Here is an 18,740-nt window from a genome sequence, read left to right on the forward strand (position 1 = left end):
GGAGGCTGCCCGTGCCCGTGTTTCCCGTCGCCCTGCACCAGATCGCTGTCGTGTCTCTGACCGTCGCGGGCCTCTGCGCGCTCGTCATGGTCGTCGACCAGGTCCGACGACCACAGCCGATGTGGATCATGAATCTCGTGTGGCCGCTCACGGCACTCTTCGGGAGCGTGCTCTGGCTCGCCGGCTACCTGCGCTGGGGGCGGGGGCCACGTCGCGGCTCGGACGACGGTCCGGGCGACGCAGGGATGCCGGTCGCGGTCGCCAAGGGCACGTCGCACTGCGGCGCAGGCTGCGCGCTCGGAGATCTCGTCGCGGAGTGGCTGGCGTTCGGGTTCCCCGTGATCGCCGTGTGGCTGGGGTACGGGACGCTCTTCGCCGAGGAGATGTTCGCCGTCTGGATCCTCGACCTCGTCCTCGCCTTCGGTTTCGGCGTGGTCTTCCAGTACTTCACGATCGCGCCGATGCGCGGGCTCGGGGTACGTGACGGGCTTCGCGAGGCGGTCAAGGCGGACGCCGCGTCGATCCTCGCCTGGCAGGTGGGGATGTACGCGGTCATGGCACTCATTCAGCTCGCCTGGTTCCGCCCGGCCTACGGCGGGACGGCACCGGTCGACAGTCCGGAGTTCTGGTTCGCGATGCAGCTCGCGATGATCGCCGGCTTCTGCACCAGCTACCCGGTCAACTGGTGGCTGATCCGCCGGGGTGTGAAGGAGGAGATGTAGGTCTCGACGGGCTCGACCGGCGGGGGGGTCTCGACGGGCTCGACCGACGGGCTCGGGCCACGATGGTCGAGCCTGTCGAGACCACGGCCTCTAGGTCCCCGGGGTCGCGACGCCCGTCTCGTACGCGAGGACGACGGCCTGGACGCGGTCGCGGAGTCCGAGCTTGCCGAGCACGCGGCCCACGTGGGTCTTGACCGTGGCCTCGGACAGGACGAACCGCCGGGCGATCTCCGCGTTGGTGAGTCCTTCCCCGAGCGCGGCGAAGATCTCGTGCTCGCGTGCCGTCAGAGGGGACAGGCGCGGATCCGTGGCTCCTGTGGCCACGGCTGCGCCGTCCTCGGCCGGGAGCCGGGCGGCGAACATCTCGAGCATCCGGCGGGTGACCCGGGGCGCGACCACGGCGTCGCCGTCGGCGACCGCTCGGATCGCGCTGACCAGCTCGGCGGGCGGTGCGTCCTTGAGCAGGAACCCGCTGGCCCCGGCCTTGAGCGCCGCGAACGCGTACTCGTCGAGGTCGAACGTCGTCACGACGAGGACACGCAGGCCGGGGTGCGCCGCGAGGAGGTGCGTCGTCGCCTCGATGCCGTCCATCCCGGGCATGCGGACGTCCATGACGACGACGTCGGGCGAGAGCGCCGCGGCCTGGGCGAGGGCGGCCGCGCCGTCGGACGCCTCGCCGACGACCTCGAGGTCGTCCTCGGCCGTCAGGACCATTCGGAAGCCCATCCGCAGAAGTGCCTGGTCGTCGACCAGGAGCACGCGTGTCGACCGGTCGCTCACATCTCCTCCTTCAGCGGGAGCAGAGCTCGCACGCGCCATCCCGAGCCGTACGGTCCGGCCTCGATCGTCCCGCCGAGCGCGGTGGCGCGTTCCCGCATCCCGATGATGCCCTGCTGCGCTCCGCTGGTGCTCTTCGACTGCCCGGGACCGTGGGTGTTGAGCACGACGATCTCGACGCTGCGGCCGGGCCCGTCAGGGTTCCACACACCGCCCAGGGACACGCGGACGTCGGGACTGAGCGGTGCGTGGCGCAGGACGTTGGTCAGCGCCTCGGTCACGATGCGCTCGACGGCGCGACGAGTGGGGACCGGGAGGTTCGCGGCACCGCCCTCGCGGACCAGACGGACGGGCAGCCCGGCCGTCCGGAACGTCGCGACGACGTCGTCGAGGTCCGGGGCGCCGGTGGCGAGCTCGTTCTCGGTGCCCGACTCCGGTGCGCGGAGGACGCCCAGGACGCTGCGCATGTCGGTCAACGCCGTGCGTCCGGTCTCGGTGAGCTCGTCGAGCGCCTGGCGGGCCAGTTCCGGGTCCTTGGGGCCGAGAGCCTTCGCGCCGTCGGCGAGCGCGACCATCACCGTCAGGCTGTGCGCGACGACGTCGTGCATCTCCCGGGCGATCCGTCCGCGTTCCGCCGCCGCGGCGATCTGCGCGGACTGTTCCGCCTCGCGCGCGAACCCGTTGGCACGGTCGAGCAGGTCGGCGATGTGGAGCCGTCGGCTGTGCACGGTGGACCCGATCGAGAGCGCGATCAGGATCACGACGACGACGAACACGGCGGTGACGACCCTGTCCGCAGTGATCGTCCCGAGCGGGACGTCGGCCGGGATCCGCAGTCCGTCGTCGTACGTCGCACTGGGGGAGGCGATCAGCGCCGCGCCGGCGACCATGACGATGGCGACGCCCGCCGTCGACCAGGCGTCGTGGGCGGGCCGGTTCGACGCGACGGTGTAGACACCGAACGCGGCCGCGAGGTCGAAGGCCGCGGTGTCGCCGAGGGTGAGGATGCCGATCGCGCCGATGACGCTGACGGCCACGGTCACCCCGACCGGGTGCGCACGGCGCCGGAGCAGGAGGGCGGCGACGACGAAGCTGGCCGCGGCGACCCACCACCGGGCCGCCGGGACGTCCGTGACCGCGAGCGCGAGGGCGGTCGCCGCGAGGTAGAGGCCCACCACGACGCGGTCGGTCCCGACCGGGTGGACGGCGAACCATCGACGAACGGGGCCGAGGTTGCGCGCGTCGAGCTCCGTCAACGGGGACGCCGGAGCCGGCACCCCGGGGGGCACCGGCTCCGGCGTCGTCGAGGTCATCGGGCTAGACGTCGCGAGACTTCAGCAGCACCGTGCCGACCGCGATCGGCACGACGGCCCACGCCACCATGACGGCGAAGCCGACCCACGGGTCGAGAAGCTCCATCCCCGCTGCCCCGGCGTCCGTCGTCGTCGTGAAGGCCGTCGACGCGTTCATCGGGAGGAACTTGTTGATGTTCTGGATGAGGTCGGTCTGGAAGGCCTGCAGCACGAGCGGGATGACGAATGCGATCGCCACGACCGTGAAGATCGCGCCGGCCGTGTGGCGCAGGATCAGACCGAACCCGAACGACATCAGGGCGATCAGGGTGAGGAATACCGCAACCCCGCCGAGGATCTGCCACGTGTCGGCGGAGTCCATCGGGATCGTGACGTCCAGCGTGTCGAAGAACGGCATGCTCACCAGGGCCGAGGCGCCGATGGCGACGGCGGAGGTCACGAGCGAGATGAGCGTCAGGACGACGACCTTCGCCAGGACGACCGGGGTGCGGCGGGGCACCGCGGCGAACGTCGAGCGGACCATGCCGGAGGCGTACTCGTTGGTCACGACGAGCACACCGAGCACGCCGAGGACGAGCTGCCCGAAGAGCGAGCCGGAGGTGGCGAACTCGGCGCCGTTCGGCATCACGCCCATCGCCTGGGCGGCACCCTCGGGGTCGGCGTCGATGAACGTGGACAGCGACCAGGTGCCGAGCAGGGCGATGCCCGCCATGATGACGACCGTCAGCCCGGCGATCCACCAGGTCGAGCGGAGCGTGCGGAGCTTGAGCCACTCGGAACGGACCGCGCCGAGGAACGACACGTGGGCGGACTTCGGGATGCTCGGCGAGGCCGGGGCCGAGGTGGCAGGAGCGGTGGCGGTGCTCATCGGGCATCTCCCTGGGTCGAGCCGGAAAGGACGTCGTCGGCGGCAGGTGCCGCCGGTGCGGCTGCCGCGCCGTGGGCGCTGGGAGCCTCGGTGCGGTACTCGACCGAGTCGGACGTCAGCTCCATGTAGACGTCCTCCAGCGTCGAGGCCTGCGGGGTGAGCTCGTGCAGGACGATCCGGTGCTCGGCCGCGAGCTCGCCGATGCGCTGCGCGTCGAGCCCGCTGATCTGCAGCAGTCCCGGCTCGTCGGCGGTGACGGTCACGCCGTCGGCCGACGTGACCTCGACGAGCCGCGCCGCGTCGGGAGTCCGGACGCGAACGCTGCCGCCGCCGTCGTCGACGAACTCGGAGACCGGCACGTCGGCGAGGATCTTCCCCCGGCCGATGACGATGACGTGGTCCGCCGTGAGCGCGACCTCGCTCATCAGGTGGCTGGAGAGGAACACGGTGCGTCCCTCGGACGCGAGGTACTTGGCGAGGTTGCGGACCCAGAGAACGCCCTCGGGGTCCAGGCCGTTGACCGGCTCGTCGAGGATCAGGGTCTTCGGGTCGCCGAGCAGGGCGGTCGCGATCCCCAGTCGCTGACCCATGCCGAGCGAGAAGCCGCCGGCCCGCTTGCGCGCGACAGCGGTCAGGCCCGTCATGTCGATCACCTCGTCGACGCGACGGTCGCCGATCCCGTGGGTGGTCGCGAGCGCGCGCAGGTGGTCGCGGGCGCTGCGGCCCGGGTGGATGGCCTTCGCCTCGAGCAGCGCGCCGGCCTCGGTGAGGGGGGAGCGGTGCGAGGCGTAGGGCTTGCCGTTGAGGGTCACGGATCCGTCCGACGGACGGTCCAACCCCATGATCATGCGCATCGTCGTGGACTTCCCGGCGCCGTTCGGGCCGAGGAATCCGGTGACGACACCGGGGCGGACGGTGAAGGACACTCCGTCCACCGCCGTCTTGCTCCCGTACTTCTTGACTAGGCCGCGTGCCTCGATCATTTTGTGCCTCTCGTCGGTTCGCCTTCAACACTAGGCGTGGCGCACCGGCGCCGTGCCGTGCACCAGGATGATCTTTCGCTCGTCGCGTACGCCGCGAGACGTACACGGAATCCACCCGGCGGCACGTACCGTTCGTGCCCCTCCATGCATAGGATGGATCCTGTCTCGCGATTGTGCAGCCGGGTGCCCGACGCGCACCGGCACGTCGCCCGACCAGGAGGACTGATGACCAACCCTGTGTTCAGCAACAACGAGGCCTTCCGCGACCCCGTGCAGCGGCGCGGGGGCACGAAGACCTCACCAGCTCCGACGTCGTCGCCGTACGGCCAGATGGGAACCGCCGGCGCCGTGGGTGCGGACGCCGCGTCGCTCGACGCGATGTATGCGGCACCGAGTGCGACGACGGCCGACACCAAGCGACTCACCTACGACGACGTGATCATCAAGACCGGCGGACTGCTGGCTCTGCTGGTCGTGGTCGCCGCCGCGACGTGGACCCTCGCCCCGCAGCTGTACATCATCGGTGCGATCGCCGGCCTCGTGCTCGGTCTCGTCAACGCGTTCAAGCGTGAGCCCAGCCCGCTGCTCATCACGCTCTACACCGTCGCCCAGGGAATGTTCCTCGGCGGGCTGAGCGCCTCGTACGCGCAGTTCTACGAGGGCGCCGTCCCGTCGGCGATCGTCGCGACGATCGCGACGTTCGCCGGTGCGCTGCTGCTCTTCAAGTCGGGCAAGGTGCGCGTCACCCCGAAGTTCACCAAGTTCCTGCTGATCGGGATGGTCGGCTACCTGCTGTTCTCGCTGACCAACGTCGTCCTGCTCATGTTCGGTGCGCTCGACGGATGGGGCCTGCGCGGGGGCACGATGGGCATCGTCATCAGCCTCGTCGCCGTCGGCCTGGCTGCGATGTCGCTGATCATGGACTTCGACTCGATCAAGCGCGGTGTCGAGGCGGGTGCCCCGGCGAAGTTCGCCTGGGCCGCAGCCTTCGGCCTGCTCGTCACGCTGATCTGGCTCTACCTCGAGTTCCTGCGCCTCTTCGCGATCCTGGGCAGCAGCGACTGACCTGACGGACCGCACCGACGAGAGCCTGCCCCGACCACGTGGTCGGGGCAGGCTCTCGTCGTGAGGGAGGTAACGCCGTCGTGCGCCCCTCGCCCGTGCGAGCAGCTGCCGGCTCCGTGAGACTGTCACCTTCGGCACGCAGCACGTTCACGCCCGCGAGGCATGCCGCGACAGGTGGCGCCGTAGGCTGGGACGTGACGATCATTCAACGTTCGAGAGGCGACTCATGACCACTCTGCCCCAGGCAAGCGGCACCTTCGGCGACAAGCCGACCATCACGTTCCCCGAGGGCGGGGCCCCCGCGGGCCTGCACGTCAAGGTCCTGGAAGAGGGCGACGGCCGCGTCGTCCAGAAGGGCGACACGATCGTCGTCAACTACTTCGGCCAGGTCTGGGACGGGAGCATGTTCGACAACTCCTACGACCGCGGAGCCACGATCGACTTCCCGATCGGGGTCGGCGCCGTGATCGGTGGATGGGACAAGGGTCTCGTCGGCCAGAACACCGGATCGCGCATCCTGATGACGATCCCGCCCGAGCACGGGTACGGCATGCGCGGCGTTCCTCAGGCGGGGATCGGCGGCGGCGACACGCTCGTCTTCGTCGTGGACGTCGTCGGGGTCAAGTAGCCCGCCCACGCGCCGCGTTCACGGTGACGGTCAGCGTCGACGGCTGACCGTCACCGTGAACTTCTTGTCCCGGGCCGCCTGACGCGTCGAGCCCACGACCCGCTCGAGGGTCCCCTTGTACTCCAGGTGCGAGTTCCACACGCACCACAGCGTCCCGCCGGGACGCAGGATCCGCGCCGCCTGCTCGATCAGCCGCTTGGCGATCCCGGTGTCGACCGACGCGCCCGCGTGGAACGGCGGGTTGAGCAGGACGAGGTCGGCGCTCCCGTCAGGCAGGGACGCCGCCGCGTCGTCTCGCAGGAGGCGGACCCGCGCCCGGACACCGTTGGCCCGGGCCGTCGCCCCGGCCGACCGCACGGCCGCGTCGGAGTCGTCCGTGGCGACCACCTGCGCCTCGGGGGCGGCGAGCGCGACCGTCGTCCCGACGATCCCTGAGCCGCAGCCGAGATCCACGACGTCGACCGCGTCACCCAGGATCACGGTGGACAGCAGGAGGCGGGTGCCGTGGTCCAGGTCGGTGCCGTTGAAGACCGCACCGTGGGCCGCCACCTCGAGCTGACGCGACGTTCCGGGGCCGGGTACCTCGACGTGGGCGCGGACCGGGTAGGTCGACGTCGTCCGCTCGCCGTGCGGGCCGCGTGCGACGAGGGCGCGTGACTTCTGACGACCCAGGGTGGCGTGGACGTCGTCGAACGACTCGGCCAGCACCTCGTTCATCGTGCGCGTCATGTGCTTGACCCGCCCGCCGGCGAGGACCGTGACGTCAGGATGGGCCGACGACGCGACCGCCTCGGCGACCTCTCTGGTCGCGGCGACGGAGCGGGGCAGCTGCCACAGGACCAGCTTGACGCCGGCGAAGGCGTCCGGGGTGAGCTGGTGCGAGGTGTACGACGTCGCCGCGTCCAGCTCGACCGCGTTGAACGCCAGCGTCGCCTCGGCCGAGGCGAGGTCCTGGATCACGCGCACGCCCGCGACGTCGTACCCCAGGGCGAGCGACAGCGTCAGCGCCCCGGACCTGTCGTCGACCACCGCGACCTCGCCCTCGCCGAGTCCCGCCAGGAGAGGCGCGGCTTCGTCCAGCAGGAGACGGTCGGTGGCGTCGACGGCCACCCGGTCGGTCGGGTCGGAGGGGTGCGTGCGGATCGCGGCAAGGACGTCGTCGGGGGTCACCCGTCCATTGTCCGGCACGTGGGAGGCTGGGCGGTGTGAACGAGACGGACGACACGAACACCGCACAGCCAGGGCCGCGCATCGAGATCCGCTACTGCACGCAGTGTCGCTGGCTGCTCCGCGCGACCTGGGTCGCCCAGGAGTTGCTCACGACCTTCGGGACACGGGTCGGCGAGATCGCACTGGTCCCGGGCACCGGAGGCGTCTTCGTCGTCACGGTCGGTGACGACGTGGTCTGGGACCGTGCCGAGCAGCACGGATTCCCCGAGATCCCCGCGCTCAAGGCCGCCGTGCGTGACCGGGTCGCGCCGGGCATGCCCCTGGGGCACACCGACCGGGCGGCGGCACGCGCCGCCGAGTAGCGGACGGATCTACTTGGAGCGGCCCTGCTCGAGACGCGCGGCCTTCTTGGCCGCCTTCAGGTCCCGCTCCGCGACGCGCTCGTCCTCCGCGCGGACCTGGGCCTGGATCTGGCGCTCGCGCTCCAGCCACGCCGGCGGCTCGTCACGCAGTGCGTTGATCTCCTCCGTGGTCAGCGGGTCCGTGACCCCACCGCGGGCCAGGCCGGCGATCGAGATGTTGAGACGGCCGGCGACGACGGGGCGCGGGTGCGGTCCGTTGCGGCGCAGCTCGCTCAGCCACTGAGGCGGGTTGGTCTCCAGCTCTTCGAGCTGGGCACGCGTCACCGTCGAGTTCTGGAACTCCTCGGGAGTGGCGGGCAGGTAGACGCCGAGTCGCTTGGCCGCGGTGTTCGGCTTCATGGTCTGCGAGGCATTCGAGGAACTCATGGTCCCAGAGTAGTCGCCCCGCGCGCCGACTAGCCTGGGCACGTGACCACGACACCTGCGGAACCGGATACCTCTGCCGTCGAGCCCTCGTTCCGGCTGGGCTACGTGCCGGGCGCGACGCCCGCCAAGTGGGCGCGGGTGTGGCGGGAACGGCTGCCGGCCGAGCGTCTGGAGCTCGTGCAGGTCGAGGCCGACGACGTCGCCCGGGCACTCGCCGACGGGGCGGTGGACGCCGCGCTGGGTCGCCTCCCGGTCGACAAGGACGTGCTCCACGCCATCGCCCTGTACGAGGAGGTGCCGGTGGTCGTGGCCTCCCGCGACCACGCGATCGCCGCGCTCGAGGAGCACGAGACGGTGGCGCTGGCCGATCTCGCGGACGAGGTGGTCCAGCACCCGCTCGACGACGTGCTGTGGGACGAGGCGTCGCGTCCGGGGCATGCTCCGTTCGAGCGGGCCGTCAGCACCAGGGACGCGGTCGCGGTCGTCGCCGCGGGCGTCGGCGTGCTCGTCGTCCCCAAGTCCCTGGCCCGGCTCCACAGCCGCAAGGACGTCGTGCACCGCGAGCTGGCGGACGGTCCGACGGCGCCCGTGGGGCTCGTCTGGTCCCGGGAGAGCGACCATCCCCTGGTGGAGGAGATGGTGGGGATCGTGCGCGGCCGGACGGCCAACAGCTCGCGGGGTCGTCGCGAGGCAGACCCCGTCGAGGAGCGGTCGTCCGCGAAGAAGAAGTCCCCGGGCGGTTCGTCCGACGCCGCGGCGTCGGGACGTGGGGGCGGGGCCGCGAGCAGGGCGTCGGGGAAGCGGGGCAGCGGCGCCGGAGCTCGATCGGGTGCGCGGAGCGCTGCGGCGAAGCGTGCGGCACAGGGAAAGCGGGCCCGGCGCCAGGGTCGATAGCTCCTCCCTGCGCCCGGGCTTCGAGGAACGGGTGCGGACCCGTGGTGCATCTCACGATCTGGGCGTTGAGCGCGGCGGCACGACTGCCCTATCGTTCATGACGACACGACGTCTCGAAAACCCTGGAGCAACCATGACTGGCACCACGATCGCCCCGTCCGGCCTGAGCTCGACCCTCGCCACGGTGCGGCGGATCTCGCTGCGCCTCGTCAACGTCTCGGCGTGGCTGGTCTTCGCCATGGCCTGGGGGCAGATCGCGACCGCCGGCTACGGGCTGTTCGCCATCGAGTCGATGCCGATGACCGAGGCGAGCAGCCTTGACGCGCACCGGACGCTCGGCTACGCCACCGAGTTCGTCGGCGTCGGGATGATGGTCTTCCTGCTCGTCGCCTGGCCGCGCTGGTCCGTCACCTGGCCCGCGGTGACCCTGTTCGCCGTCATGCTCGTCCAGCCGGTGCTGCAGCGGCTCGGCGACACCGCACCGATCCTCGGTGCGATGCACGCGGCCAACGCACTCGTCACGATCGCGCTGGCCTTCCTCGTCGCTCGCCGTGCGCAGCGGGCGCTCTCGTGCCGCGACTGACCAGTGGGCGGACGCTCGAGGAGCACCGCGAGCACATGCAGGAGCAGATCCTCGACGCGTTCGAGGAGGTCCTGGCCGAGAAGGGCTGGGACGCCGTCACCATGCGGGAGGTCGCCTCGCGTGCCGGCGCCACCCGGACGGTGGTGTACAACTACCACGCCGACCGCACGGCGCTCCTGGTCGCGTGGTCGGACCGGGAGATGGACCGGTTTCTGGATCTCTGCGAGCGCGAGCTCGCCGAGCGGTCGGACCCCGTCGAGCGTCTGGATCTGCTCACCACGCTGGTGCTCACCGAGTACTCGGTCCAGCGCGGCCCGACGGCGGACATCCACGGGGTGCTCTCCCCGAAGGACCAGGCGGCGCTCGACGGGCACGCCAAGCCGCTGCACGAGGCGGTCGCCTTCGTCCTGCGCTCCGGAAACCTGTCCGGGCAGATGGACTGCGACGACGCAGAGACCGCGGGCAGGGTGATCCTGGCGGCGCTGGAGACCGAACGTCCGACTCTCCACGGCGGTGGTCGTCTCGACGAGTCGGTGGCCAGGATCCAGCCGGTCGTCCGGCGCATCGCCGGAGTCGGTCCCGGCGTCTGACCTACCGGGGCACCGTGACGAACACGTCGAAGAGCTCGGGGTGATGGGCGTTGACCAGCACCATGAAGACCACGGCGTCGAAGAGCAGGTGGACCGTGACCACGTACGCGAGGGACTGCGAACGCGCGAAGATCCACCCCTGGACGAGGGCGAAAGGCACCGTCAGGAGCGGGCCCCACTCCCGGTACCCGAGCTCCCAGAGGAACGAGACGAAGACGGTCGCCTGCAGGACGTTGGCGAGCCAGAGCGGGAAGTGACGGCGCAGGAGGGCGAAGACCGTGCAGACGAAGAAGAGCTCGTCCCACAGCCCGACGGCGTTGACGCCGACGAAGAGCCGGGCGATCTCGTCGCCACCGGTGATCTCGGGCCAGTTGCGGTAGGCGCCCGACCCGACGAGGTAGAACGGCAGCACCAGGTACCCGATGACGACGACGCCGACCAGGTAGGCCCACTGCGTCCGGGTCCACCTGCGGCCGGTCCGCCACGGGAAGGTGATCGTCCGGTCGCCGAGGACGAACCTGCTGAGGACGAACGGTACGACGACGGCGGCCGTCAGCACGACCGTGAACCGCACCATCCCGCCGTCGGAGAGGTCGGCTGCGAGCGAGATCGTGCTGAGGATCGCCATGCCGACGCCGACGAGCCCGAGGTCTCGTCCCAGCCGGCGATCGACGAGCAGGGCGAGCGCGACGCCCGCGACGAGCGGGACGTATCCCAGGGGGCGCAGGTGCACCGCGAAGATCAGCACCGCGGACCCGCAGACGAGCAGGGCGGCGAGAACTCTTGTCGCCCGAACGGCCACGGACTCGGTGGTGGGGGCGGGCGTCGTCGTCATCCGTCACACTCTGTCAGGTCGGCGCCTGCTCGCAGAGGACCGGCGCCGACCCCGGGGGAGGGGATCGGCGCCGGTCGTCGAGGGTCCGGCGGCTACGCCGGGATGGAGCAGGCCACGCCCGTGGAGTGCACGGGGCAGTAGCCGGCCGGGTTCTTGTGCAGGTACTGCTGGTGCTCGTTCTCGGCGTAGTAGAACGGGCCGGCCTCCTCGGCCGGCTTCAGCTCGGTGCTGATCCGGCCGAAGCCGCGCTCCACCAGGCTCTTCTCGAACGTCTCGTGGGTCGCGCGGACCACCTGCTCCTGCTCAGGCGTCGTCCAGTACACGGCGGAGCGGTACTGGGTGCCGACGTCGTTGCCCTGGCGGTAGCCCTGCGTCGGGTCGTGCGACTCCCAGAACGCCTTGAGGATCTCGGCGTCGCTGATCTTCGCCGGGTCGTAGGCCACCATCACGGTCTCGGTGTGGCCCGTGCGCGACGTGCAGACCTCCTCGTACGACGGGTTCTCGGTGAACCCGCCCTGGTAACCGGCAGCGGTCGTGACGACGCCCGGCAGCTGCCAGAACTCCTTCTCCGCACCCCAGAAACAGCCCAGCGCCAGGTAGATCACGCGTGTGCCCTCGGGCCACGGGCCTGCGAGCGGGGTGCCGAGGACGGTGTGGGTGCCGGGGGTGGTGACCGGCGTCGAACGTCCAGCGAGTGCCTTGTCCGCGGTGACCATCGTGGACCGCAGGGACGAGCCGAACAATGCGTCGAACATCTGAACCTCCGTCTGCGACCCCCGGGTCGGGGTCACGTCAGGAGAACACGCGCAGGGGCCGCGGATGTTCCCGGACCCGCCCGCCCGCGTGTCGCACGGCCGCTCCGGGTGCGTGGACGCCGTCTCGCCGTAGCCTGGGGCGATGAGATGTGAGTGCCGAGGATCCATGTTCGTGCAGGTCAGCGAGGGTCGTCCGTGACGACGAAGCACCCTGACGTCGACCCTGCCGACGGGGCGGACGAACCCGTCGCGGGTGACGAGCCGGTCGAGGCGGTCGAGCTCGTCGACGCGGATCCGGGCGCGGACCGGGTGCCGGTGCCGTCGTCCATCCAGACCGCGGCCTCGTGGTCGTGGCGGCTCCTGGTGATCGCGCTCGCCACGGCAGCCCTCCTCTTCCTGATCGTCGAGCTCGACGTCATCGTCGTGCCCGTCGCGATCGCACTGCTCTTCACGGTGCTCCTGCTGCCGGTCAGGATCTTCCTCGAGCGCTACCTCCGCTTCAACCGCGGCGCGGCCGCCGGGACCGCGCTGGTCGGGACGATCATCGTCGTCGCCGCCCTGATCGCGGTCGCCGGCCGGTCGATCGTCACCGGCTTCCAGGACCTGGCCGACCAGGCCGTCGCAGGCTTCCGCGAGATGCTCGACTGGGTCGGCGGGCCGCCGCTCAACATCGACGTCGAGACGCTGCGCTCGTGGATGGACGAGGCGTTCTCGGCCTTCTCGAGCATGCAGAGCGAGGTGCTCTCCGGCGCGGTCGGCGCGGCGACCACCGTCGGCCACGTCTTCGCCGGGATCGCCATCGCGCTGTTCTGCACCTTCTTCTTCCTCTACGACGGCCGCACGATCTGGTCGTGGTGCGTCGGGCTGCTGCCGGTGCGCTCGCGCGACGTCGTGCACCAGGCGGCGCGTCGAGGGTTCGTCACCCTGTCCGCCTATGCGCGCACACAGATCCTCGTGGCGTTCGTGGACGGTGTCGGGATCGGCACGGGTGCGGCGATCCTCGGGGTCCCGCTGGCCCTCCCGCTCGGCTTCCTGGTGTTCGTCGGAGCCTTCATCCCGATCGTCGGTGCGGTGCTCTCGGGTGCGGTGGCCGTCCTGATCGCGCTGGTGGCGAAGGGCTGGATCACCGCGCTGATCATGCTCGGGGTCGTCCTGCTCGTCCAGCAGATCGAGGGCCACGTGCTGCAGCCGTTCCTCATGGGTCACGCGCTCTCGTTGCACCCGGTCGCCGTCCTCCTCGCCGTGGCCGCCGGTGCCTTCACCGCCGGGATCGTCGGCGCGCTCTTCGCCGTGCCGATCGTGGCGACGCTCAACACCGTGGTGCTCTACCTTCACGGCCATGACAAGTTCCCCGAGCTCGGGACGGCAGACCACGCCGTCGTGCGGGGGAGCCCTGCGCTGCCGGTCGTCGTTCGCCACGCCGAGTACGGCGTGGCGCCCGAGACGCAGACGGCTCAGGAGCACGTCGACCGCGTACGGCGTTTCGTCTGGCGCGGGGAGCGCACCGGAGCCTCGCGCCGCGGTGGCAGACGTTCGTCGCACGACGAAAGCCGGCCGTCCCCGGACGCGGACGACTAGGACCCCTCAGATGCGCGAACACCGCCGCCCCGGCATCGGGACGGCGGTGTTCGCGCAGGAGGGCCGTGCGCTCAGGAGCTGTACGGCTTCGCGTCGAGGATCTCGACGGTGATCTGTGCACCGCTCGGGGCTGCGTACGACGCCGAGTCCCCGGCCTTCTTGCCGTCGATCGCCGCGCCGAGGGGAGACGTGGGGGAGTAGACGTCGAGGTCCGTCGACTCGGCCATCTCACGAGAGCCGAAGAGGAAGACCATCTCGTCGCCCGCGACGGTCGCGGTCACGACCATGCCCGGCTCGACCTTGCCGTCGTCCGGCGGGGTCCCGACCTGGACACGTCGCAGCTTCTCGGTGAGCTCACGCACGCGGGCCTCGTTCTTGGCCTGTTCCTCACGAGCCGCGTGGTAGCCGCCGTTCTCCTTGAGGTCACCCTCGTCGCGGGCCGCAGCGATGCGCTCCGCGATCTCGGTGCGGCCGGGGCCGGAGATGTGGTCCAGCTCCGCCTGAAGCTTGTCGTGAGCCTCCTGGGTCAGCCAGGTGACGTTGTTGTCGGTCACAGGTGTCGCTCCTTCCGCTTGCGTGAGGCGCACGTCGAAGCCCTGCTCCGCGCCAGTGAAGCGACGGGGCCCGGGGGCGTCACGTGGTCTCGATCGGTACGTGCCCACCGCCATGCGCCTGCGAGTGCCGGTGCTTCTGGTGCGGCTGAATCGCTCAGGATACCAAATTCGCCCGTGGGCGGGGAGTCTGGGCCCCGAGCTCTGCCCCTACGACGCGTCACACACCTGGACGAGGCCGGTCGTGGCCTCCTCGCTCGTGGCGATCGTCGCCGTGTATCGCGTCGTCCTTGCGTCGTTCGGCCCGACGTTCACGGTCCGGGTGCCGACCTGGGCGTACCCGGTGTTGAGCGCGTCGAGCGTGCAGGTGGCGGTCATACCCGGTTCCATCGTGACGTCGAACGTCACGTCGACCTGCTCGGAGCTGACGACGTCGAACCCCACGTCCTTCCACTCGACGGAACCGCGGGCGTTCTCGACCGTGGTCCACGCCAGGAAGAACGTGCCGACGACGACGAACACGATGACGAAGATCAGGGGCTTGCGCGAGGGCTTCGGCGCGCGTCCGTAGCGGTCGGCGAGCAGCGCGGCGGTGTCCACCGAGGTGGGGCCGGCGTCGGCGGCGGACTCGGGCTGCGGTGCTGCGCTCTGGGACATGACCAACCTGACGGTGCGAAAGACGTTCGGGGTGCGCGATCATTGTCCCTGACCGGACGCGCGGAAACCACCACGCGTCGCCACCGCACCACCCGAGGAGGACCCGTGGCCGACCAGGCCTCACCAGTCTCGAACGCAGCGCCGCGGGCGCGGGACGGCGAGCCGCTGCGGCTCATGGCCGTGCACGCGCACCCGGACGACGAGTCGAGCAAGGGCGCGGCGACGATGGCCCGGTACGCGGCCGAGGGCGTCGAGGTGCTCGTCGTCACGTGCACCGGCGGCGAGCGCGGCGACATCCTGAACCCGAGCTTCGGCGAGGCGCCCGAGTCGCCCGAGGCGATGGCGGCGCTGCGCCGCGCCGAGATGGCCGCTGCGGCCGCCTCGCTCGGGGTCGAGCAGGAGTGGCTCGGGTTCGTCGACTCCGGACTGCCCCAGGGGGACCCGCTGCCCCCGTTGCCCCCGGAGTGCTTCGCGCTCGTCCCGCTCGAGGAGGCCTCGGCCCCGCTCGTCGAGCTGATGCGCACGTTCCGTCCGCACGTCGTGACGACGTACGACCCGTCCGGCGGCTACCCGCACCCGGACCACATCAAGTGCCACCAGATCTCGGCCGAGGCCTTCGCCGCGGCCGGTGACCCGGAGCGGTACCGCCGCGACGGCGGCGCCGACGCCTGGACGCCGCTGAAGATGTACTACAACCACGACTTCTCGATGCAGCGGATCCGGACCGTCCACGAGGCGTGTCTCGCGGCCGAGATCGAGTCGCCCTTCGGTGCGTGGGTCGAGCGACGCGAGGCGCAGGAGATCCCGGAGCGCGAGGTCACGACGCGCATCGACGTCGTCGGGCACTTCGCGGCCCGGGACGGGGCGCTCCGTGCGCATGCGACCCAGATCGACCCCGACGGCTTCTTCTTCGCGGTCCCGCGCGACCTCGAGGCCGAGATCTGGCCGTGGGAGGAGTACGAGCTCGCGGAGTCGCGTGTCGGCGACGTCGTGCCCGTCGACGGGTACGAGCGCGATCTCTTCGCAGGGATCCGGGGGGACGAGCGATGAGCGGCCTCGTGACGCTGCTCGTCGCCGCGGAGGACCCGGACCTTCGCCCCGAGCTGGACCCGTACGACGTCTCCCCAGGACTCGTCGGGTTCCTCGTGATGTTCGTCATCGCGCTCGCGTGCATCCTGCTGTTCCTGTCGTTGACCAAGCACCTGCGGCGCTCGAAGCACAACGAGTCGCTCCGGGACCGCGAGGCGCACCGCGGGGACGCGGAGGACGGCCCTGGGCAGGACGACGACGGGACCGACGCGACGAACGGGGCGGCGAGTGCGCGCGACGGTGCGGAGCCGGACGGTTCCTCCGACGCGGACACCTCGTCGGGGTCGGACGACGACTGAGATGGCTCGCGTCACGATCGGGCAGCTCGAGGTCTCCGGCGACCACGCGGCCGGCCGCGAGGTCGCCCGGCGTGCGATCCGCTCGGCGCACGAGGTGCGCGCCGACCTGCTCGTGCTGCCGGAGTACGCGTCGGGCTTCGACCCGGCAGGCGTCGGCGTCGAGCACGCCGAGCCTCTGGACGGGCCGTTCGTGACGATGCTGCGTCGCGAGGCGCGGCGCACCGGTGTCGCCGTCATCGCGGGGACGACCCTGCCCGGGGACGATCCGGGCAGGGCCGTCAACGCCGTCGTCGCGGTCGACGGGTCGGGCGAGCTTCAGGGGGTGTACCGGAAGGTGCACCTCTATGACGCGTTCGGCCACCGGGAGTCGGACCGGCTCGAGGCCGGGCACGCCGACGCGGAGCCGCTGGTGCTCGACGTCGCGGGCCTGCGGTTCGGCGTGATGACCTGCTACGACCTGAGGTTCCCGGAGTCGGCCCGGCGGCTCGTCGACGCGGGCGCGGACGTGCTCGTCGTGCCCGCGGCGTGGGCGGCGGGTCCGATGAAGGCCGACCACTGGCGGACCCTCGCACGGGCCCGGGCCATCGAGAACACCGCGGTCGTGCTGGCCGTGGGCCAGGCGGGACGCGGGGTGACAGGACGGTCCGTGCTCGTCGGTCCTGACGGCGTCGTGGGACTCGAGTGCGGGGAGACGCCGGAGGTGCGGACGATCGACCTCGACCAGCAGTCCCTCGCGCACGTCCGGGAGACGAATCCGTCGCTGGCGAACCGGCGCTACGACGTCGTCCCGCGGTCCGGGACCGCCGGCACGCGCTGAGGTCAGCGCACCGCGAGGACGGCGAGCATGATCGCCGCGTAGTGGCAGCCGTACCCGACCACGGTCAGGACGTGGAAGATCTCGTGGAACCCGAACCAGCGCGGGCTCGGGTTGGGCCTCTTCAGGCCGTAGACGACGGCGCCCGCGGTGTACGCGACCCCGCCGGCGATGACGAGCCAGAGGATCGCGGGCCCGCCGTTCTCGAGGAACGCGGGCATGAACCAGACGGCGACCCATCCGAGCGCGATGTAGATCGGCACGTAGACCCAGCGCGGCGCGTTGAGCCAGATGATCCGGGCCGCGAGGCCGAGCAGCGCGCCCGACCAGACGGTCACGAGCAGGATGGTCGCGGTCTGCTCCGGCAGGAGGAGTACCGCGAGCGGTGTGTAGGTGCCCGCGATGATCAGGAAGATGTTGGAGTGGTCCGCGCGTCGCAGGATCCCGGCGACCCGGTCGGACCAGCGTCCGCGGTGGTAGACCGCGCTCGTCCCGAAGAGCAGGCAGGCCGTGATCCCGAAGACGACGCAGGAGGTACCTGCCGCGCCGTCCGGGGCCAGCGCCACGAGCACGATGCTGGCCGCGAGGACGAGGGGGAAGGTCCCCGCGTGGATCCACCCCCGCAGCTTGGGCTTGACCGCCCGCGCCGCGTTGAGCGCACTGTCCTTGATGTTGTCCACGGCGGCTCCTGAGGCCTTGTTCACGCTCGCGACGGTCTCGGCGACGCGGGTCGTCGTGTCGGCGGGTTGTGCGTGTCGGCCTGTGTCAGCCACGGGTGCTCCTCGCTGTGATGGATCTACCTACGCAATCGTAGGTTACGGAGGCGTAGGTTTCGACGGCGCCGACGTGAAGGTTCTGTGTCCAGGGTGGCGGAACTTGCGGGGGATGTCCTGCGGGCCGAGGGGGTGCGTGACCGCTCGGGTACGGTATGCGCTGTACGGGTGCGTGAAATGTCGCGTGCCGACCCGTCGCCCGAGTCGAGGAGTGCCGTGCGCCTGCCCCACCCGCTCTACAACCTCTACGAGCGGCGGCTCGCCAACTCCCTGGACCGCCGATCCGTCCCGCGCCACGTCGGCGTCATCCTCGACGGCAACCGTCGGTGGGCCAAGACCTTCGGCGAACCCGCCGCGCACGGTCACCGACGCGGCGCGCACAAGATCACCGACTTCCTCGGCTGGAGCGAGGACCTCGGTATCGAGGTCGTCACGCTCTGGATGCTCTCGACCCACAACCTGGCACGCTCCCCCGAGGAGCTCGTGGAGCTGCTCGACATCATCGACGACGCCGTGCAGTCCCTGGCCGACTCGGGGCGCTGGCGGCTACGCGTCGTCGGCCGGCTCGACCTCCTCCCCGAGCACATCGTGGCGAGCCTGCGCGGCGCCGAGGAGCGGACGTCCTCCATCGAGGGGCTGCAGGTCAACGTCGCCATCGGCTACGGCGGTCGGCACGAGATCGCCGACGCCGTCCGCGAGACGCTGCGCGAGGCCGACCGGCGAGGCGTCACCCTCGCCGAGCTCGCCGAGCGGCTCGACGTCGAGGACATCGAGGCGCACCTCTACACCAAGGGTCAGCCCGACCCGGAGCTGCTGATCCGCACCTCCGGCGAGCAGCGGCTCAGCGGCTTCCTGCTCTGGCAGTCCGCGCAGTCGGAGTACTACTTCTGCGAGGCGTACTGGCCCGACTTCCGGCGCGTCGACTACCTGCGCGCGCTGCGTGCGTACTTGGACCGGGAGCGTCGGCTCGGGCGCTGACAGCGCTCGCACGACGAGGGCCCCACCCAA

Annotated in this window: 23 protein-coding genes; 12 read left to right on the forward strand and 11 right to left on the reverse strand. The window is 71.0% G+C overall.

The window, feature by feature from the left end; all coding sequences use genetic code 11:
- Window positions 1-11 precede the first annotated feature (11 nt).
- Window positions 12-722 (forward strand): DUF4396 domain-containing protein, encoded by a 711-nt coding sequence (locus BLU20_RS05430; RefSeq protein WP_231959313.1) that lies wholly within the window; start codon window positions 12-14, stop codon window positions 720-722.
- 90 nt (window positions 723-812) lie between these two features.
- Here BLU20_RS05430 and BLU20_RS05435 read toward each other — a convergent pair whose 3' ends face one another.
- Genes BLU20_RS05435 through BLU20_RS05450 form a run of 4 tightly spaced genes read right to left on the reverse strand, consistent with a single transcriptional unit; the run spans window position 813 to window position 4,663 of the window.
- A complete protein-coding gene (locus BLU20_RS05435; RefSeq protein WP_083371876.1) occupies window positions 813-1,541 on the reverse strand; it encodes a response regulator in 729 nt (242 codons plus the stop codon).
- The gene (locus BLU20_RS05440) at window positions 1,499-2,812 is read right to left on the reverse strand and encodes a sensor histidine kinase (RefSeq protein ID WP_083371877.1); all 1,314 of its coding nucleotides are present in this window, start codon (window positions 2,810-2,812) and stop codon (window positions 1,499-1,501) included. The genes BLU20_RS05435 and BLU20_RS05440 overlap by 43 nt, the downstream gene beginning before the upstream one ends.
- 4 nt (window positions 2,813-2,816) lie before the next feature.
- Entirely contained in the window at window positions 2,817-3,680 is an 864-nt protein-coding gene (locus BLU20_RS05445; RefSeq protein WP_083371878.1) for an ABC transporter permease subunit, read from the reverse strand.
- The gene (locus BLU20_RS05450) at window positions 3,677-4,663 is read right to left on the reverse strand and encodes an ABC transporter ATP-binding protein (protein ID WP_083371879.1); all 987 of its coding nucleotides are present in this window, start codon (window positions 4,661-4,663) and stop codon (window positions 3,677-3,679) included. The genes BLU20_RS05445 and BLU20_RS05450 overlap by 4 nt, the downstream gene beginning before the upstream one ends.
- 225 nt (window positions 4,664-4,888) lie before the next feature.
- On the opposite strand from BLU20_RS05450, the gene BLU20_RS05455 reads away from it, so the two are divergent.
- Both BLU20_RS05455 and BLU20_RS05460 read left to right on the forward strand, forming a co-directional pair.
- Entirely contained in the window at window positions 4,889-5,728 is an 840-nt protein-coding gene (locus tag BLU20_RS05455; RefSeq protein ID WP_083371880.1) for a Bax inhibitor-1/YccA family protein, read from the forward strand.
- A 226-nt stretch (window positions 5,729-5,954) separates the two neighbouring features.
- Window positions 5,955-6,356, forward strand: coding sequence for an FKBP-type peptidyl-prolyl cis-trans isomerase (locus BLU20_RS05460; RefSeq protein WP_029253052.1), 402 nt, complete (start codon window positions 5,955-5,957; stop codon window positions 6,354-6,356).
- Window positions 6,357-6,386: 30 nt separating this feature from the next.
- On the opposite strand, the gene BLU20_RS05465 is transcribed toward BLU20_RS05460, so the two are convergent.
- Entirely contained in the window at window positions 6,387-7,526 is a 1,140-nt protein-coding gene (locus tag BLU20_RS05465; RefSeq protein WP_172829025.1) for a class I SAM-dependent methyltransferase, read from the reverse strand.
- 35 nt (window positions 7,527-7,561) lie between these two features.
- Here BLU20_RS05465 and BLU20_RS05470 point away from each other — a divergent pair, with 35 nt between their 5' ends.
- Window positions 7,562-7,888 carry a SelT/SelW/SelH family protein gene (locus tag BLU20_RS05470; RefSeq protein WP_083371882.1) on the forward strand — a complete coding sequence of 109 codons (327 nt, stop codon included), beginning with the start codon at window positions 7,562-7,564 and terminating at the stop codon, window positions 7,886-7,888.
- A 9-nt stretch (window positions 7,889-7,897) separates the two neighbouring features.
- Here BLU20_RS05470 and BLU20_RS05475 read toward each other — a convergent pair whose 3' ends face one another.
- Window positions 7,898-8,314 (reverse strand): DUF5997 family protein, encoded by a 417-nt coding sequence (locus BLU20_RS05475; RefSeq protein ID WP_029253055.1) that lies wholly within the window; start codon window positions 8,312-8,314, stop codon window positions 7,898-7,900.
- Between the two features lie 42 nt (window positions 8,315-8,356).
- Here BLU20_RS05475 and BLU20_RS05480 point away from each other — a divergent pair, with 42 nt between their 5' ends.
- The 3 genes from BLU20_RS05480 (at window position 8,357) to BLU20_RS05490 (ending at window position 10,381) form a co-directional block, all read left to right on the forward strand.
- Entirely contained in the window at window positions 8,357-9,208 is an 852-nt protein-coding gene (locus tag BLU20_RS05480) for a LysR substrate-binding domain-containing protein (RefSeq protein WP_083371883.1), read from the forward strand.
- Between the two features lie 133 nt (window positions 9,209-9,341).
- Complete coding sequence (locus BLU20_RS05485; protein ID WP_029253057.1) at window positions 9,342-9,791, forward strand: hypothetical protein; 450 nt, start codon at window positions 9,342-9,344, stop codon at window positions 9,789-9,791.
- On the forward strand, window positions 9,779-10,381 hold the full coding sequence (locus tag BLU20_RS05490; RefSeq protein ID WP_157270333.1) for a TetR/AcrR family transcriptional regulator: 603 nt from the start codon (window positions 9,779-9,781) through the stop codon (window positions 10,379-10,381). The genes BLU20_RS05485 and BLU20_RS05490 overlap by 13 nt, the downstream gene beginning before the upstream one ends.
- A 1-nt stretch (window position 10,382) precedes the next feature.
- On the opposite strand, the gene BLU20_RS05495 is transcribed toward BLU20_RS05490, so the two are convergent.
- Together BLU20_RS05495 and msrA are read right to left on the reverse strand one after the other, a co-directional pair.
- Entirely contained in the window at window positions 10,383-11,216 is an 834-nt protein-coding gene (locus tag BLU20_RS05495) for a CPBP family intramembrane glutamic endopeptidase (protein ID WP_083371885.1), read from the reverse strand.
- A gap of 92 nt (window positions 11,217-11,308) precedes the next feature.
- Entirely contained in the window at window positions 11,309-11,971 is a 663-nt protein-coding gene (gene msrA / locus BLU20_RS05500; protein ID WP_083371886.1) for a peptide-methionine (S)-S-oxide reductase MsrA, read from the reverse strand.
- A gap of 195 nt (window positions 11,972-12,166) precedes the next feature.
- On the opposite strand from msrA, the gene BLU20_RS05505 reads away from it, so the two are divergent.
- The gene (locus BLU20_RS05505; protein ID WP_083371887.1) at window positions 12,167-13,549 is read left to right on the forward strand and encodes an AI-2E family transporter; all 1,383 of its coding nucleotides are present in this window, start codon (window positions 12,167-12,169) and stop codon (window positions 13,547-13,549) included.
- 71 nt (window positions 13,550-13,620) lie between these two features.
- On the opposite strand, the gene greA is transcribed toward BLU20_RS05505, so the two are convergent.
- Window positions 13,621-14,103 (reverse strand): transcription elongation factor GreA, encoded by a 483-nt coding sequence (greA, locus tag BLU20_RS05510; RefSeq protein ID WP_029253062.1) that lies wholly within the window; start codon window positions 14,101-14,103, stop codon window positions 13,621-13,623.
- 207 nt (window positions 14,104-14,310) lie between these two features.
- Entirely contained in the window at window positions 14,311-14,757 is a 447-nt protein-coding gene (locus tag BLU20_RS05515) for a DUF4307 domain-containing protein (protein ID WP_083371888.1), read from the reverse strand.
- A gap of 174 nt (window positions 14,758-14,931) precedes the next feature.
- On the opposite strand from BLU20_RS05515, the gene mca reads away from it, so the two are divergent.
- From mca to BLU20_RS05530, 3 genes are read left to right on the forward strand one after another with little or no spacing between them, the layout of a single operon-like run.
- Entirely contained in the window at window positions 14,932-15,807 is an 876-nt protein-coding gene (gene mca, locus BLU20_RS05520) for a mycothiol conjugate amidase Mca (protein WP_043109904.1), read from the forward strand.
- Complete coding sequence (locus BLU20_RS05525) at window positions 15,804-16,145, forward strand: hypothetical protein (protein WP_083371889.1); 342 nt, start codon at window positions 15,804-15,806, stop codon at window positions 16,143-16,145. The genes mca and BLU20_RS05525 overlap by 4 nt, the downstream gene beginning before the upstream one ends.
- 1 nt (window position 16,146) lies before the next feature.
- Entirely contained in the window at window positions 16,147-16,962 is an 816-nt protein-coding gene (locus BLU20_RS05530) for a carbon-nitrogen hydrolase family protein (RefSeq protein WP_083371890.1), read from the forward strand.
- 2 nt (window positions 16,963-16,964) lie between these two features.
- Here BLU20_RS05530 and trhA read toward each other — a convergent pair whose 3' ends face one another.
- Window positions 16,965-17,639 carry a PAQR family membrane homeostasis protein TrhA gene (gene trhA, locus BLU20_RS05535; protein ID WP_231959352.1) on the reverse strand — a complete coding sequence of 225 codons (675 nt, stop codon included), beginning with the start codon at window positions 17,637-17,639 and terminating at the stop codon, window positions 16,965-16,967.
- 309 nt (window positions 17,640-17,948) lie between these two features.
- Here trhA and BLU20_RS05540 point away from each other — a divergent pair, with 309 nt between their 5' ends.
- A complete protein-coding gene (locus BLU20_RS05540) occupies window positions 17,949-18,710 on the forward strand; it encodes an isoprenyl transferase (protein ID WP_083371891.1) in 762 nt (253 codons plus the stop codon).
- The last annotated feature ends 30 nt before the right edge of the window (window positions 18,711-18,740 follow it).

The organism is Paraoerskovia marina (genome assembly GCF_900105445.1).
Lineage (GTDB): Bacteria > Actinomycetota > Actinomycetes > Actinomycetales > Cellulomonadaceae > Paraoerskovia > Paraoerskovia marina.